This is a genomic window from Pseudomonas sp. TMP9, assembly GCF_037943105.1.
GTDB lineage: Bacteria > Pseudomonadota > Gammaproteobacteria > Pseudomonadales > Pseudomonadaceae > Aquipseudomonas.
Window position 1 is genome coordinate 2794408 of the sequence record NZ_CP149803.1, and the last position, 15283, is coordinate 2809690.

Sequence of the window (15283 nt, forward strand, 5' to 3'; positions counted from 1 at the left end):
TACACACCGAATCCACAGACCGACACACTGCATGCAGCATTTCATGGGCAAATCGCATTTAGTTTGCTCAGCCGTTGCGGCTATTCTCAGTTCAGATTCTGACAAGGACTGACTATGCGCCGCATTCTCCGAGACCTGAAAATCCTTATTCTTACTAACCTGTGGCTGGTGCCAGTCATTGCCGGGCTGGTTGGTGCACTGTTCTATTTCGCCGCGCCACCGCCGCCTATGCATGCGCGCATGGCAACAGGTTCGGTGAGCGGTGGTTACCACGCGTTCGGCGAACGCTTGCGGGCTGAGCTGGCACTGCAAGGCTTTAGCCTAGAGCTGGTCGAGAGTGCAGGGTCCGGGGACAACCTCAGCAAACTCGGCAGTGGCGAGGTGGAGTTAGCGCTGGTGCAGAGTGGCCAAGAGCTGGCCCTGAGCGACGATGCTCGCAGCAAGCTTAATGGCCTAGGCGTTATGTATCGCGAACCGCTGTGGTTGTTCGTGGGTGATCAGGTCAAATTCGAACGCCTGGCCGACTTGATGAGCCTGCGCCTGGCAATTGGCTCACAAGACAGCGGCACACAAGCAGTCACTGCGGCATTGTTTAAGGCCAATCATATCGAGCCGACGCAATACTCCGCGCGCTGGCAGCAACTGGGCGGTAACCGTGCGGCTGATGCGCTGATCGCCGGCACGCTGGATGCTGCCTTTTTTATCGGCCCGGCGGAGAACGCGCTGGTTCAGCGCTTGGCATCGGCGCCCAACATACGCTTAGTCAGCCTGCGTCGCACCGAGGCTTACCTAGCGCGCCTGCCCTATCTGAGCCAGTTGCATGTAGGCGAAGGCATGCTCGATATGGCACAGAACACCCCAGAGCGCGACATCACTACCCTCGGCCCCGTTGCCACTCTAATCGCTGGCGAAGAATTCCATTCGTCACTGACGCCGCTGATCCTCGAAGCGGCGAAAACCGTGTTGAAGAACGGTAGCCTGCTCGACCCAGCCGGCAGCTACCCGACCCGGCCACCGCTGTCGCTGCCGATTCTTGATCAGGCCGAGTATTACTACGCCAAAGGCCTGCCGATCCTGCAACGCTACCTGCCGTTTCGTATTGCCTCGCTGGCCGACCGCTACATCATCCTCGCCATCCCATTGCTGGTGCTGCTGTTCCCGCTGTTCAAGGCCATCGGCCCGATCTATCAATGGCGTATCCGTGCGCGCATTTACCGGTGGTACAAGTACCTGCGGGAGATTGACCAGCAGCTTTACAAAGGCACACTGAAAGGCGATATCGGCGCCGAAATAAAACGTTTAGAAAAACTCGAAGACGAACTGGCCCAAGTTGAAGTGCCACTGTCTTACTCCAACGAGCTGTACCAGCTGCATATGCACCTGCGCTATATGATTGAGCGCCTGCATGCACTGCAGCAGCGCACGACTGAAGAAGTGCAGGTCGGGTAACATGCCTGCTTTCCGCTTACACACCTCGAGGCCGCTATGCCGATCCGCCACTGCATTGTTCACCTGATCGACAAAAAGCCCGATGGCACGCCCGCTGTGCTGCACGCTCGGGAGACTGAGCTGGCGGCCTCGCAGGCCATCGAAAACATGCTTGCTGACCTCAACGAGAGCTATAACGCCAAGCAAGGCAAGGCCTGGGGCTTTTTTCACGAGGAATCTGGGGCGTATCCGTTTAGCGGCTGGCTCAAGCATTACCTTGATGAAGGTCAGGACTTCGCCGCGTTTAGCCGCCAGGCCGTTGAGCAGCTGCAGAAGCTGATGGAGGAATCCAACCTCTCCACCGGCGGCCACGTGCTGTTTGCCCACTACCAGCAAGGCATGACCGATTACCTGGCCATCGCCCTGCTGCATCACAGCGAAGGCGTAGCGGTTAATGATGCGTTGGATGTGACCGCTGCCAAGCACCTGGACCTGAGCCAACTGCATTTGGCGGCGCGGATTAATATCTCCGAATGGCGCAATAACGCGACCTCCAAGCAGTACATCTCCTTTATCAAAGGTAAGAATGGCAAGAAGGTGTCGGAATACTTCCGCGACTTTATCGGCTGCCAGGAAGGCGTCGACGGCCCGGGTGAGACCCGCACCCTGCTGAAAGCCTTCAGTGATTTCGTCGAAAGCGAAGACCTGCCGGAGGAAAAGGCCCGCGAGAAGACCAAGACCCTCGTCGGCTACGCCAGCAGCCAGGCCAAGCTGGGCGAGCCAATCACCCTGACCGAACTGTCCGGACTAATCGATGAAGAGCGGCCCAAGGCGTTTTACGAGCATATCCGTAACAAGGATTACGGCCTGTCGCCGGAGATCCCGGCAGACAAACGCACGCTCAATCAATTCCAGCGCTTCACCGGCCGCGCCGAAGGCCTGTCGATCAGCTTTGAGGCGCACCTGCTCGGCTCAAAGGTCGAGTACGACGAAAGCACTGACACCCTGGTCATCCGCAACCTGCCGACGCAGCTCACCGACCAACTCAAGCGCCGCAAACACTGACAATGAGCCGCCTGCCTGATGAGCTGCTGGACGCCTGCCGTTGTGATCCAGCGGCGCCCTTTGCGCAAGACCCTGCGCGTGATTTCGGCCTCGATAAGCAGCAGGCTCACCACGCGCTGCAAGCACTGCGGCCATGGCTGAATAAACAGCAGCGAATGCTCTGGGCCAACCGGCGTAATGCCCTGCTGCTGCTCCTGCAAGGCACCGACTGCTCTGGTAAGGACGGGCTTATTCGCCGGGTGATCAACAGCTTTGACCCCCAAGGGGTGCGCATTAACGGCTTTCAAAAGCCCGATGAGTGCGAGCTGCGTCATGACTTTCTCTGGCGCTACCAACAGCGCTTGCCTGAACCGGGTAGGCTGGCTGTGTTTAACCGCAGTTACTACGAAGGCTTGATCAGCGACCCACTGGACGGCCTGTGCAGCGTCAGCGAGCTGCCCGCGCGTCGGCAGAGCATTCAGGCCTTTGAGGCGCAGTTGTTTGCCCAGCAAATCACCCCGTTGAAATGCTTTTTGCACCTGTCCAAAAACGAGCAAAAACTGCGCCTGCAAGAACGCTTGGCGCAACCACACAAGCGCTGGAAGCTGCACAGCAGCGACCTGCAGTCCTACCGTGAATTCGACTTGCGCCAACGACGCTGGGCCGAACAACTGAGCGCCAGCCACAGCGCTGCAGCGCCGTGGTATGTCATCCCAGCTGATCACCGCTGGTTACGCGACTGGCTGGTAGCCAGCCTACTGGCCCGTGAATTAGAGCGCTTGCAGCTGGATTGGCCGGACGCCCCGGCGCCATTCAGCCTAAGCGATTTGCAGGCGTTATGAGGGCGGCCCTTTTCTACCTGATGCTGCCGGCATTACTGGTGTTCAGCGTCTTCACTCAGGCAGTGCCGGAGCAAGCCCTGCACCCCGATGAAGTACGCTTTGTTACGGCTAATGCCGAGTTCACCTTGATGCATGAAATGGGGCACTTGTTGATCAGCGAGCTGAAGTTACCCGTGCTCGGCCGTGAGGAAGACGCCGCCGACCAACTGGGCTTTATGGGTTTATTTCTGCTGCATGAGCGCCAGCGTGATGCCAACTTTTACGCCAAGTTACTGGATGTAGCTGACTACTGGCGGCTGGAATGGCAGCGACAAAGCCCAGAAGCCGCGCAAGTGCAGGCGTGGGACAGCCATGCCTTAGATTCACAGCGCTTCTTTAATTTGGCCTGTTTGGCCTATGGCAGCGACCCTAAGCATTTGGAATGGATTATCCAGATGACTGGCCTGCCGGATGAGCGCGCATTTTATTGCCCAGAAGAGTATGAGCAGGTCGAGTACGCTGTGACGTGGATTCAGCAACACTTCACCCGCCCCGCCGACCAGCCCACTGTCCATCACCTGCGCGTGGAGTACCAGACGCCGCCACTGCACCTAGAAGGCGCCACTGAACTGTTGGAAAAGGTCCGTGCTTCTGGCGAGCTGGAAGCCATTGCGGCCAGAACCAGCAGCACCTTCGCCCTGCCCCGCGATTTGAAACTGATCGTCGCCACCTGCGGCGAAGCCGACGCTTGGTACAACCGCAACAGCGGAGAACTGACGCTGTGTTACGAACGTATCCTGTATTTTCGTGAACTGGCCTGCGAGCTGCCCAGGTTGCGTGAGCAGTCGCGGTCAGCCGCCAGCGCGCTTACAGCGCCTTGATAGCAAAACCCAGACGCGGGAAGTGCACATGCACCGTGCCAGCGCGCGGGTCTGCGCGGCGTAAGATCAGTGCTTCGCTGCCGCTAAATACCAGCTCACCCTCGACCGCATCAACGCCATAATCGATGGCGGAAATCGCCACCTGCTGACCCACGGCAAACCCATTGGGATCAACCAACACCGCCTCCGGCAGCGCGGCCGGGGTGGCATCACGGGCAATGCTGATCGCCTCTTCGCCGCTCATGTCGCTGAACGAGCCATGGCCAAAATCCAGCACCCGTGCCAGCCAGGTGGCGACAGCCGGATAGTCATCCACTAGCGGCGCTGTTACCGGCGTACCGCGCAGGAACCACAGCGAATGCGCCATGGCGATATCCGCCAGTGAGGCATGACCAAAGAGGAAGTCACCGGACTCGCGCTCAAGTTGCTGCTGCAGTCGCGTCATCAGCGTCGGCCACTGATGCTTGGCCACCTCAAGCGGAATGCGCGCCGCCATGCCGCCGTTGAACAGCGTCGAGCGGTCGGCGATAAATACCTTGAGGAACTCAGGCGGCAGCTTGCCGAAACGGGCCGCTATCGATGCCGGCTGGAACACCAAGCTCACCGCGTGCATAAACACCTGAGCATCAGCCCACTGGGCAAAACAGCTGACATTAAATTCCTGGCCTTCAGGAAACAGTGCCGGCGTGTTTTTTTCCGCTTCTAAACGACGCGCGATCAGTGCGGTGTCGCAGTAAATATCCGCACCAATCTGTAACACCGGAGTTTTGCGGTAGCCGCCGGTCAACGCGGTCAGGTCCGGCTTGGGCATAATCGGCGGGATCATCACCGAGCGCCAAGACAGCTGCTTGAAACCGAGCATCAAGCGCGCCTTCTCGGCAAAGGGCGAAGTCGGGTAGTGGTGCAGGATCAACTCGTGCATAGCAGGCTCCGCAGGATTCAAGTAGACCAGCAGCTTAACCGCGCCGGCACCTGCGGCCTACCCGCTTAGCCTGATAGCGCGTTATCAATCACGACGATAACAGGCGCAGCGGCAACTAAGGCTTCCTTGGCCACCTTGGTCAGGGCCTTAATCGCCCGCTCGCGGCGTAGCGCATCGCCCTTACCCACACACGCTTCGATATAGACCAAGGCCTGCGCCGGGCTGGAGTGAAAGAACCGTGCGCCCTTACCGCGCTGGTGCTTGGCAAAGCGCTTATGCGGATCATCGCTGATGCCGCAATACAGCGCGCCATTGGCAGCGCGCACCAGGTATACGAACCAGGGTTTAGCCAACGGCGCACTGGCGGTTAAGGAGGGATCGGGCATCTAGGCAGGTCGGCACAAATCAATATGGTCGCCGAGCTTAGCGATTGTTCGGCCATGCGCCAATCTTTGCCGGCCTAAACCCATAAAACTCGACTCAGACAATTCTTAAGTCGTGCTTAAGCCAGCTGATTCAGCGGTTCAGCTTGGCTTCAGGCTTGGAGGTTAAGGTTGCGCCATATACCTCGGAGGCTTATATGAGCAAGACGACCTTGACTCTCGCTTTAGCCGGTTTGGCAGCGCTACCAGCGCTTGGCCAAGCCCGTGAAATCAACCTGCAAACCACCCTGAAAGAATACCGTGGCAACGCGGCCTACCTGTCTATCTACGTTACCGATGCACAGGGTAACTACCAACGGACGCTGTGGGTCTCGGGCAAGAAGGCCAAGTATTACAAGCACCTGCGAGACTGGGCGCGTGGCGGTAATAAGCCCGCCGAATACGACGGCCTCACCGGTGCCAGTGTTGGCGGCGGCGAGACCTTGAACGTGGCCGTGGAACTGGAAGATGCACTGATTGATGCCGGCTATGAAATCCGCATCGACAGTGCCGTCGAGAACAAGCAAGACAACCGCGCAGAAATCAAAGTACCGCTGACTCAGCAACCCACGCAGGTCAACGCTGGCTCGTCGGGCTATGTCGCCAGCTTCAGTTACCAGTTCTAAGTCAGGGGCCCACTCATGCTGCAACGCACACATGTTCTACTCAGTTTGGTTCTTGGCGTCTTGCTAATGGTCTCGGCTGCTACGGGCTTGCTGTTATCCAGCAGCACCTTGGTCGAGCACATGCAAGCAGCGCCAGCGGTCGGGGAGAACGTCGCCGACGTTGCCGCACGTATCGCCGGACAGGTACTCGGTATTGAACGTATTGAACGTATTGAACGTATTGAACGTATTGAACGTATTGAACGTGCGCCCAGTGGTGAACTGCGCGTGGCGTTTAGCAATGCCAGCGAAAACGCCGTTGTCGTGGTTGATCCGGTCAGCGGTTTTATTATCTCGCCCTACCAGCCGTCCACCGTGCTTGCCTGGACGCGCAACCTGCACCGTGAGTTGCTGCTCGGCGAACCGGGCCGCTGGCTCAGTGGTCTAGCGGCCCTGGCATTATTGTTACTGGCGTTGACCGGCGCTTGGCTGCTCGCGCGCCGGCTCGGCGGCTGGAGCCAGCTAGTACGGCCAATACCGGCAAACAGCGGGCTAATTCACTGGCACATGGTGGTGGCTCGCTGGACGCTACCGGCCCTGATGATTATCGCCCTGAGCGGGATTTACCTCGCCGCCATCAGCCAGGGCTTGATCAGCGACGGCCAAGACACGACGCCGCCCTATCCAGAGACTCGCTATTCCGCGCCGGCGGCCGCACTTGGCAGCCTGGCCGCCCTGCGTAACCTTGATCTGCAAGACCTGCGCGAACTGGAATTCCCCAGCGACCCGGAGCGAACCAACTACTTCACCGTGCGCACAGCAACGGGGGTGGGCTTCGTCAATGCCAGTAGCGGGCAATGGATCGACTATCAGCAACACGGCTTCGCCACGCGCGTATATGAAACCCTCTACGAGCTGCACACCGGCGCGTATTCGCCGCTGTGGGCGCTGGTGCTCAGTGGTTCGAGCCTAGCCGTATTGTTTCTCAGCGGTTTCGGCTTGCTCTCTTGGTGGCGGCGTAAGCGCCTAGCTGGCGCAGTGCCCAGCAATAGCACGGCCGATACCGCTCAGGTCATTCTGCTGGTGGGTAGCCAGGGCGGCAGCACTTGGGGTTATGCCCGTCAGTTGCAGCAACAACTGCAGGCGCAAGGTCTACGGGTATATTGCGCGAGCATGAATCAGCTGCAACCGCAGTATCGCCAAGCCCAGCAGCTGTTAGTGCTCACCTCGACCTATGGCGATGGTCAGGCCCCTGATTCAGCCAGCATTTTTCTCAGCCGCCTGCAAAGCAGCCAACTGAACCCGGCGTTGCGGGTTGCCGTGCTTGGCTTTGGCGACTCACAGTTTCAACACTTCTGCGGTTATGCCCAGCAAGTCGAACACGCGCTGCAACAGCAGGGTTTGCCTAGCCTGCTGCCCTTACAATGCATCGACCGCAACGCCTTAAGTACACTTAACCAGTGGGCGCAAACGCTGAGCCCGCAACTGGGGGTAAAACTGCATTTCATGGCGCACACAGCTGGCGCAAGCCCGCAACAGATGCAGTTGCAGCTGCTGAACCGCGAGCTTTATGGCGAAAATAGCGCGTCACCGGCCGCCATTTTACGTTTTGCCATTACCCCGCAAGGTGCAGCGAGCTTTGCTCCTGGCGACCTGCTGGCGATCCATCCGGGCCAGGACTTGCCGCCGCGCTTCTACTCGATTGCCAGTGGGGATGAAGATGCCGTGCTGGAAATCTGCGTGCGCAAACAGCCCAACGGACTGTGCTCGTCACTGCTGCATGAACTGAAGGTCGGCGAGTACATTGAGGGCGTTATCCAAGCACATCCGCAATTCCGCCCGACTGCGGGCCAGCATCCGGTCGTCTTGATCGGTGCGGGTACCGGGCTGGCGCCGCTGATTGGTTTTGTCCGCAAGAATACTAATCAACGCCCGCTCCACCTCTACTGGGGCGGCCGCAGCGTCGATTCGGACTTTCTCTATAAAAACCAGCTCAGCGAATACCTGGCTGACGGCCGCCTGACCCGGCTGGGCTTGGCATTTTCCCAAGCAGCTAAGCCCATGTATGTGCAGGACCGCCTGCAACAGGACGCCAGTGAGCTGGTGGCGCTGTTGCAACAGGGCGCGCAAGTGTTGGTCTGTGGCTCGCGGGACATGGCCGCTGGAGTACGCAATGTGCTGGAGCCGCTGCTGCAGCAACTTGGCTTGAGTATCGATCAACTGCGCCAACAAGGACGCTACCGTGAAGATGTCTACTGAAACCCAAGCGCTGCAGCGCTATAGCCTAAGCGGTGCAACCATGGGCACCCGCTACAGCGCCGTGCTGTATGCCGCCGCGGGGCTCAATCTGCAGGTAATCCGCACTGAGTTGCAGCAGGCGGTCGATCAGGTCGACCAACAAATGTCGACCTGGAACCCGCAGTCCGACCTGATGCAACTCAATGCGGCCAGCTGCGGCCAATGGCTCAGCGTGCCCGATGAATTAATGTGGGTGCTGAGCAGCGCAGTGCGCATCAGCGCAGAATCCGAGGGCGCCTTCGAGATTGGCGTCGGCGCGCTGGTCAGCGCCTGTGGCTTTGGCCCAGAGAAGCCGCTCAGCGCCTTGCCAGGTAAGCAGCCGAGTGCACGTGAGGTGCTGGATATTGATCCGGGTAACGGCCGGGTGCGCAAGCAGATGCCGATAACACTGGACCTCAACGGCATCGCCAAAGGCTTTGCTGTGGACCAACTGGCCCGCTGCCTGGAACGCCACGGCATCACATCCTATTTGGTAAGCATCGATGGTGAGATGCGCGTCAGCGGCGTAAAGGCTGACGGCAGTGAGTGGTGTGTGGCCTTAGAAAAGCCCATCAAGGGCCAGCGCGAAGTGCTCGGCTCGCTCGCTCTAAGCAATACCTCAATCGCGACCTCCGGGGACTACCGCCATTGGCGCGAGCGCGAGGGCACGGTGTTTTCGCACACCATGAACCCACACACAGGTGCGCCGCTGCTCTCTGAGCTGGCCTCAGTATCGGTGCTCTGCACCAGCTGTATGTACGCCGACGCTTGGGCCACAGCACTGATGGTGTTTGGCGTGGCGCGTGGCGCGCAGCTAGCAAAAGCTAAACGTTTGAGCGCTATTTTTGTGCTGCGCGATGGCGACGCGTTACGTGAGGTGACGGTCGGACTTTAAGACCTATGCCGCTGATAGCGCCTCTGTATAGACACAGCTCCATCCAACTCAAGCAGATAAGCCAGTCGCCCACCAAGGAGAACTTGTGTAACGTCTGCCATAGGTTCGGCCTCACTTGGCCCCGCATTGTGAACGTTAAGGGAGTATCAAACATTGCGCGCGTGGCGAATTAACTGGCAGGCCATTGCTGATAAGAACCGTGCCCTTGCGCCACAGTTGCTTGAGCAGAATATGCGGCGCTTGCGCTTTGCTGCGCCGTGGATTCCGCCCATTAACCTGATGCACATTTGGTTGTTCTGGCAACGACAACCCGAATCAGCCAATGAAGCCTTATGGCGTCAGGGCATTCTCGTAGCGCATGGCGCAATGTTCGTGTTCTTTGGGGCCTTAGCGCTGCTTGCTTGGTACCTCGAGCGCCGTCCCGAGCGAGTTCGGTTACGTCAACTTTGCGTCAGTGCGGCGATAGTCGGCACCCTGGGATTCGCAACAGCGATCAGTGCCATTGATCAATTAATAACCAGCAATATCACCCCATTGTTGGTGGGCTGCACCTTGGTGGCGCTGATTTTTCTGCACCGCCCATTTTCCGCTTTGTGGCTCTTTAGCCTGACCTTAGCCCTGTTTTTATTTGGCCTGCAGCAAACCCAAGGTGACCCGATTGTATTGTTGAGTAATCAGGTCAATGGTCTATCCGCCTGTTCCATTGGCCTGCTGCTGGCATGGTTACAGTGGCGTAACTTCATACAAATCTATACCCAGAAACAGCGGCTGCAAGCCCAGGCCTTGCTGCTTGAAGAGCAGAACCAAAAACTCAGCTACTTGGCCGAACACGACCCCCTCAGCGGCCTGCTCAACCGTCGCGCATTTAACACTATCGTCGAGCGCGAATTACTCCGTTATAAGCGCACTCGACAACCGCTGTGTCTGCTGCTGCTAGACCTCGATTACTTCAAAGCCATTAACGATCGGTTTGGTCACCCTCTGGGCGATGCCGTCATCAAACGTGTCGCGAGCCTACTTTCTAGCCAGGTTCGCAGCCTCGACAGCTTGGCGCGTCTGGGTGGTGAAGAGTTTATGTTGCTGTTGTCTGACTGCGACCGCGAGCAAGGGCTGCAGATCGCTGAAAAGTTACGCGAACTGATGGAAACGCAGTTGCGGGAGGTTGACGGTAAAGCTGTTGCGTTGACCGTTAGCATTGGCATCAGCTACTTGGATGCAGGCCAGTCGAGCACCTATGAAAGCCTCTACGCGGCCAGCGATCGGGCCCTCTATAGCGCTAAACAAGAGGGGCGTAACCGGGTAAAAGTTGCCGCACCGAACTAGCAACACGCCACCGTTTCGATGCGCGTTGCGCAACGCGGTCTGCAACTGGCCAAGAGCATCCGCTTAAGCGCTGTTTGGCGCGCCGGAGCGGCGCAGCGTTACATAAGCTGACGGTTAGCTTTTATTACAGGCCGCAGCTCAAGGCATAACCCCATTGTTCAGCACTGCCGTCAGGGCCAACATTGCCCACTTTATATTGCAGGCTTTAGCGAGGAGTACCGCGTATGCAACAACACGCAACTTACGGCGTAGGCGACGCCTCTTATCAGGCGGCCGGCGGTATTGAAGGGCTGCAGCGCTTGGCTGGCGACTTTTACCGATTGATGGATGAACGCCCTGAATCAGCAGAACTGCGGCAGATGCATGGCGAAAATTTGGCATTGGTGAGCGATAAACTGGCCTGTTTTTTTAGCGGCTGGCTGGGCGGACCCAAACTATTTAGCCAGCGTTATGGCCCTATTGCGCTGCCCGCCTTTCACGCCCAATGGGTGATCAACGAGTCACTGAGCCAGAGCTGGCTCGACTGCATGGCCCAAGCCATTGCCCTGCAGCCCTTCACTCCCACGTTTGCCGAATACCTGCTAGCCCAACTGCGTGTGCCAGCCAAGCGCATTGTGCAAGCCAGCCACAGCCGACATGGCGAGCACGCCTAGACGGGCGGCTGTTGCCAACGCGCGGCGGCAGCCTGATCAGAGCCGCGCCCTTCAACCCAGCGCGGACCTTGGGCGGTGTCTTCTTTCTTCCAGAACGGCGCGCGGGTTTTCAGGTAATCCATCACGAAGCTGCAGGCATCAAATGCGGCCTGACGATGAGCACTGCTGGTGCCGACAAACACAATCGGCTCGCCCGGCTCCAGACGCCCAACGCGGTGAATAATCTCGATACCCAGCAACGGCCAGCGCTGCTGAGCCTCTGCGGTAATCTTGGCCAGGGCCTTTTCGGTCATGCCGGGAAAGTGCTCGAGAAACATACCGCCGACCTCGCGGCCCTCGTTGAAATCACGCACGTAACCGACAAAACTGACCACTGCACCGATGGCTAAATTGGCCGCATGCAGGGCGTTGAGTTCATGGCCGGGGTCAAACGGGTCGGTTTGAACGCGAATGTTCATATGAATGCTCCCAAGGGAAAAAGGCGATAAGGCAACTCAACCACCGGTGACCGTGGGGAAGAATGCCACTTCATCGCCGGCTTCTAGAGGCTCATTCAAGCTGCACAGTTCCTGGTTGCGCGCGCACATCAGGTTCTGTTCAGCCAGCACCGTCCAAGCGCCACCGCGTGCCAGCAAATGCTCGAGCACCTGCTCAAGGGTGGCGAAGGTGCCGTCAAGTTGTTCCCCATCAAGCCCTAGAGCCTCGCGGTAACGGGCAAAATACTGCACCGCGATCATGCTGAGTCTCCTGCGATGAAGTGGCCGCTTTTACCGCCGACTTTTTCCAGCAGGCGCACCCCTTCGATGGTCATGCCGCGATCAACGGCCTTGCACATATCATAAATAGTCAGCGCCGCGACGCTGGCTGCGGTCAGGGCTTCCATTTCCACGCCGGTCTGCCCGGACAATTTGCAACGCGCGGTAATGCGCACGCAGTCCAGCCCGGCGGCCTGTAACTCGACTTTGACGCTGGTGAGCATCAAGGGGTGACACAGGGGGATCAGGTCGCTGGTTTTCTTGGCCGCCTGAATACCGGCAATGCGCGCCACGGCAAACACGTCCCCTTTAGGGTGCTCGCCCTGAACAATCATTTGCAGGGTTTCGGGGCGCATGCGCACCCGCGCTTCAGCCACGGCCTCACGGATGGTCAAGGCTTTATCACTGACGTCGACCATAGTGGCGCGACCTTGCGAATCGAGATGGGTTAACACGGGCAGACTCCAAAAAAATATCGGCTGATTGTATGCCCCGCGTTCAGCTTTCGGCACCCATGAATAGCGCATGGGCCTGCCAAGGCTGTGGCCTGGGCTGTTTATTTGGCGAGTGCACGACAATGGTACAGGCGCCCACCCTAGCAACTTGAAAGATGCCGCTTGGGCAGACCAAGACCGTATGGTGGCACCTAGGTCACGTGACGCAAGGCAAACTGCGCTAATCATCCTTATAGGTAGTCTCAACTGCCGGCAGCTTCTAGAATCGGCGCAGACTTCAGGAGTACAGTTTATGTTGATGGTGATTTCCCCGGCCAAGACCCTTGATTACGAGACGCCGCCAGCCACTGCGCGCTTCACGCAACCCCAACACCTCGACCATGCCCAGGTGCTGATCGAGCAGCTACGCGATTTCAGCCCGGCGCAAATCGCCGAGCTGATGCACCTGTCAGACAAACTCGCCGGCCTCAATGCCGCACGCTTCGGCAGCTGGGAGCAACCCTTCACGCCGTCCAATGCCAAACAAGCGCTGCTGGCGTTCAAAGGCGATGTGTACACCGGCCTGAATGCCGAAGACTTCAGCGAAGCCGATTTCGACTTTGCCCAGACGTATTTGCGCATGCTCTCCGGCCTGTATGGCCTGCTGCGCCCCCTCGACTTGATGCAGCCATACCGTCTGGAAATGGGCACAAAACTGCTCAACCCGCGGGGTCATAACCTCTATGACTTCTGGGGTGAACGCATCAGTGGTTGGCTCAATGAAGCGCTGGCCGCCCAGGGCGATGAGGTGCTGCTCAATTTAGCCTCCAACGAATACTTCAGCGCGGTAAAACGCAAAGCACTGAATGCGCGGATCATCGACACCGAGTTCAAGGACCTGAAAAACGGCCAGTACAAGATCATCAGTTTCTACGCCAAAAAAGCCCGTGGCTTGATGGCGCGTTATGTGATCAAGGAGCGCCTGACCGATCCGGCCGGCCTCAAGGATTTCAACTACCTGGGCTATGGTTATTCGGCCGAGCACTCCAAGCCTGATAGTCTGGTGTTCCTACGTGACCAACCCGAGGCCTGATGCATGCTATTTGGCGCAATCCTAGTACTGAGCTGGCTGGTCCTGCTGATCCGTTACCCGAGCAAGGCGCTGCCCATTTCCCTCGCCGCGCTGATCGGCCTTGGCTTGGTCACCAGCTACGTGCTGTGGCAGGAGAGCCGTGAGAAACGCCACTTGGCCCACCTTGAGCTGCGCCTAAACTACGCCCCCGACACGTGCCCAGCGAATCGCCCACTAGCCCTGCACCTAAACAACACCAGTGACGCCGTGCTCATGACCTTGCAATGGCAGGTTGCCGCCTACCGCCCTGGCGACAGCACCAACCTGGCGGAACGCCTCTACGAAACACCGCGCTACAGTGGCCCCGGCGATTTGCAGCCCGGCGCCGAATGGCAAACCTGTCTGCCGTTGCCGCCGCTGCGCAGCGGTTATCGCGCCAGCACCTTGGAGTTTCGTGCCGAGCACCTGCAAGGCAGTTTTTCTGAATAAATCAGCTATCAAACAACAATAAGGAGCTGTGCATGAGCCAACCCAGCGTATTGATCACCGGCTGTTCCAGTGGCATTGGCCGCGCGTTGGCCGACGCCTTTCAACAAGCCGGTTATCAGGTGTGGGCCACCGCGCGCAAAGCCGAAGACCTCGCGGCGCTGAGCGCAGCGGGGTTTAATGCTGTGCCGCTGGACGTCAACGATGGCCTGGCGCTGGGTCAGCTGGCCCAGCGCTTGAAAGGTGAAATAAGCGGGCTGGATGTGCTGATCAACAATGCTGGCTACGGCGCCATGGGCCCGCTGCTCGATGGCGGCGTGGAAGCCATGCGCAAACAGTTTGAGACCAACGTGTTCTCGATTGTCGGCGTCACCCGCGCGCTGTTCCCGCTGCTGCGGCAGAACAAAGGCCTGGTGGTGAATATCGGCAGCGTCTCCGGCGTGCTGGTCACCCCGTTCGCCGGTGCCTACTGCGCCTCCAAAGCCGCCGTACACGCCTTAAGCGATGCACTGCGCCTGGAGCTGGCGCCCTTCGCCATCGAGGTGATGGAAGTACAGCCCGGCGCGATTGCGTCGAGCTTCGGCGCCAACGCCAGCCAACAAGCCGAGCTGCTGATTGACGAAGCTTCGCCTTGGTGGCCGATCCGCGAAGGCATCCGCGCCCGCGCCAACGCCTCCCAAGACAACCCCACCCCCGCCAGCCACTTCGCCCGCAACCTACTGGCCGCAGTGCAAAGTAAATCTCGGCCGAATCTGATCCGCTTAGGCAACGGCAGCCGTGCCCTGCCTCTGCTGGCGGCCCTGGTGCCTAAGCGCTTGATGGAAAGCCTGCTGAAAAAACGCTTCGGCCTTAATCGCAGCTTGTAGGAGTCGCCCACATGCACGAAGCCAGCGTCGACCACGCACCCACCACCCACCTGGCCATTGGCGGTGTGGTGGCCGTTATGGTGCTCAACCTGCTGCTGCGCAGCTTCGCCAAACTCCCCGGTGTACTGAACACCCTTATCGTGGCGGCTGTGGTGGCTGGCGGCATGCTGATGTGGTTCCACTTGCAACACCGCCGCCGCCCACTGCCCAGCGAACGCCGGCGCCTCATCGTTGTGTATGGCGGCATCCTCGCCCTGCTCTACCTGGCCCTGCTGGGCATGATGTGGCTCAAAGACGAACCCGGCCCGATGGGGTTATTTATCTTTGGGCTGCATTACTTTTGCTATCCACTAATGGCATGGGTGGTGGTGTTCAAAGGCAAACAATAAAGGCCGCCGC

18 protein-coding genes are annotated in these 15283 nt (G+C 58.8%); 13 read left to right on the forward strand and 5 right to left on the reverse strand.

The genetic code is table 11. The annotated features are described in order from the left end of the window. Positions 1–114: 114 nt before the first annotated feature. Genes WF513_RS13320 through WF513_RS13335 form a run of 4 tightly spaced genes read left to right on the forward strand, consistent with a single transcriptional unit; the run spans position 115 to position 4174 of the window. Complete coding sequence (locus WF513_RS13320; protein ID WP_339079863.1) at positions 115–1449, forward strand: TAXI family TRAP transporter solute-binding subunit; 1335 nt, start codon at positions 115–117, stop codon at positions 1447–1449. A 36-nt stretch (positions 1450–1485) separates the two neighbouring features. After that, complete coding sequence (gene yejK, locus WF513_RS13325; protein WP_339079864.1) at positions 1486–2493, forward strand: nucleoid-associated protein YejK; 1008 nt, start codon at positions 1486–1488, stop codon at positions 2491–2493. Positions 2494–2495: 2 nt separating this feature from the next. After that, positions 2496–3314 carry a PPK2 family polyphosphate kinase gene (locus WF513_RS13330; protein WP_339079865.1) on the forward strand — a complete coding sequence of 273 codons (819 nt, stop codon included), beginning with the start codon at positions 2496–2498 and terminating at the stop codon, positions 3312–3314. Beyond that, positions 3311–4174 carry a DUF4344 domain-containing metallopeptidase gene (locus WF513_RS13335; protein WP_339079866.1) on the forward strand — a complete coding sequence of 288 codons (864 nt, stop codon included), beginning with the start codon at positions 3311–3313 and terminating at the stop codon, positions 4172–4174. Before WF513_RS13330 ends, WF513_RS13335 begins: the two co-directional genes overlap by 4 nt. On the opposite strand, the gene WF513_RS13340 is transcribed toward WF513_RS13335, so the two are convergent. Together WF513_RS13340 and WF513_RS13345 are read right to left on the reverse strand one after the other, a co-directional pair. Beyond that, positions 4161–5096: a glutathione S-transferase family protein gene (locus tag WF513_RS13340; protein WP_339079867.1), complete on the reverse strand. Its 936-nt coding sequence runs from the start codon at positions 5094–5096 to the stop codon at positions 4161–4163. The two genes, WF513_RS13335 and WF513_RS13340, sit on opposite strands and share 14 nt — an antisense overlap. 65 nt (positions 5097–5161) lie before the next feature. Next, positions 5162–5482 (reverse strand): GIY-YIG nuclease family protein, encoded by a 321-nt coding sequence (locus WF513_RS13345; RefSeq protein WP_339079868.1) that lies wholly within the window; start codon positions 5480–5482, stop codon positions 5162–5164. 194 nt (positions 5483–5676) lie between these two features. Here WF513_RS13345 and WF513_RS13350 point away from each other — a divergent pair, with 194 nt between their 5' ends. The 5 genes from WF513_RS13350 to WF513_RS13370 all read left to right on the forward strand — a co-directional run bounded on the left by WF513_RS13350 (position 5677) and on the right by WF513_RS13370 (position 11271). After that, a complete protein-coding gene (locus WF513_RS13350) occupies positions 5677–6144 on the forward strand; it encodes a DUF2271 domain-containing protein (protein WP_339079869.1) in 468 nt (155 codons plus the stop codon). Positions 6145–6159: 15 nt separating this feature from the next. Next, positions 6160–8382: a PepSY domain-containing protein gene (locus WF513_RS13355; protein WP_339079870.1), complete on the forward strand. Its 2223-nt coding sequence runs from the start codon at positions 6160–6162 to the stop codon at positions 8380–8382. Further along, on the forward strand, positions 8372–9295 hold the full coding sequence (locus tag WF513_RS13360) for an FAD:protein FMN transferase (protein ID WP_339083579.1): 924 nt from the start codon (positions 8372–8374) through the stop codon (positions 9293–9295). The genes WF513_RS13355 and WF513_RS13360 overlap by 11 nt, the downstream gene beginning before the upstream one ends. 153 nt (positions 9296–9448) lie before the next feature. Beyond that, positions 9449–10618: a GGDEF domain-containing protein gene (locus WF513_RS13365; RefSeq protein ID WP_339079871.1), complete on the forward strand. Its 1170-nt coding sequence runs from the start codon at positions 9449–9451 to the stop codon at positions 10616–10618. Between the two features lie 224 nt (positions 10619–10842). Next, a complete protein-coding gene (locus tag WF513_RS13370) occupies positions 10843–11271 on the forward strand; it encodes a group II truncated hemoglobin (RefSeq protein WP_339079872.1) in 429 nt (142 codons plus the stop codon). Here the strand turns inward: WF513_RS13370 and moaE are convergent. The 3 genes from moaE to moaC are packed head-to-tail and all read right to left on the reverse strand — an operon-like array spanning position 11268 to position 12481. Continuing rightward, positions 11268–11729, reverse strand: coding sequence for a molybdopterin synthase catalytic subunit MoaE (gene moaE / locus WF513_RS13375; protein ID WP_339079873.1), 462 nt, complete (start codon positions 11727–11729; stop codon positions 11268–11270). The two genes, WF513_RS13370 and moaE, sit on opposite strands and share 4 nt — an antisense overlap. Before the next feature lie 36 nt (positions 11730–11765). Further along, the gene (locus WF513_RS13380; protein ID WP_339079874.1) at positions 11766–12008 is read right to left on the reverse strand and encodes a MoaD/ThiS family protein; all 243 of its coding nucleotides are present in this window, start codon (positions 12006–12008) and stop codon (positions 11766–11768) included. Continuing rightward, entirely contained in the window at positions 12005–12481 is a 477-nt protein-coding gene (moaC, locus tag WF513_RS13385; protein ID WP_339079875.1) for a cyclic pyranopterin monophosphate synthase MoaC, read from the reverse strand. Before moaC ends, WF513_RS13380 begins: the two co-directional genes overlap by 4 nt. A 292-nt stretch (positions 12482–12773) precedes the next feature. Here moaC and yaaA point away from each other — a divergent pair, with 292 nt between their 5' ends. From yaaA to WF513_RS13405, 4 genes are read left to right on the forward strand one after another with little or no spacing between them, the layout of a single operon-like run. Continuing rightward, positions 12774–13553, forward strand: a complete 780-nt coding sequence (gene yaaA, locus WF513_RS13390) for a peroxide stress protein YaaA (protein WP_339079876.1) — start codon at positions 12774–12776, stop codon at positions 13551–13553. Positions 13554–13556: 3 nt separating this feature from the next. After that, complete coding sequence (locus tag WF513_RS13395) at positions 13557–14021, forward strand: multidrug transporter (RefSeq protein ID WP_339079877.1); 465 nt, start codon at positions 13557–13559, stop codon at positions 14019–14021. 32 nt (positions 14022–14053) lie between these two features. Continuing rightward, the gene (locus WF513_RS13400; RefSeq protein ID WP_339079878.1) at positions 14054–14884 is read left to right on the forward strand and encodes an SDR family oxidoreductase; all 831 of its coding nucleotides are present in this window, start codon (positions 14054–14056) and stop codon (positions 14882–14884) included. 11 nt (positions 14885–14895) lie between these two features. Further along, positions 14896–15273 carry a hypothetical protein gene (locus WF513_RS13405; protein ID WP_339079879.1) on the forward strand — a complete coding sequence of 126 codons (378 nt, stop codon included), beginning with the start codon at positions 14896–14898 and terminating at the stop codon, positions 15271–15273. Positions 15274–15283 lie beyond the last annotated feature (10 nt).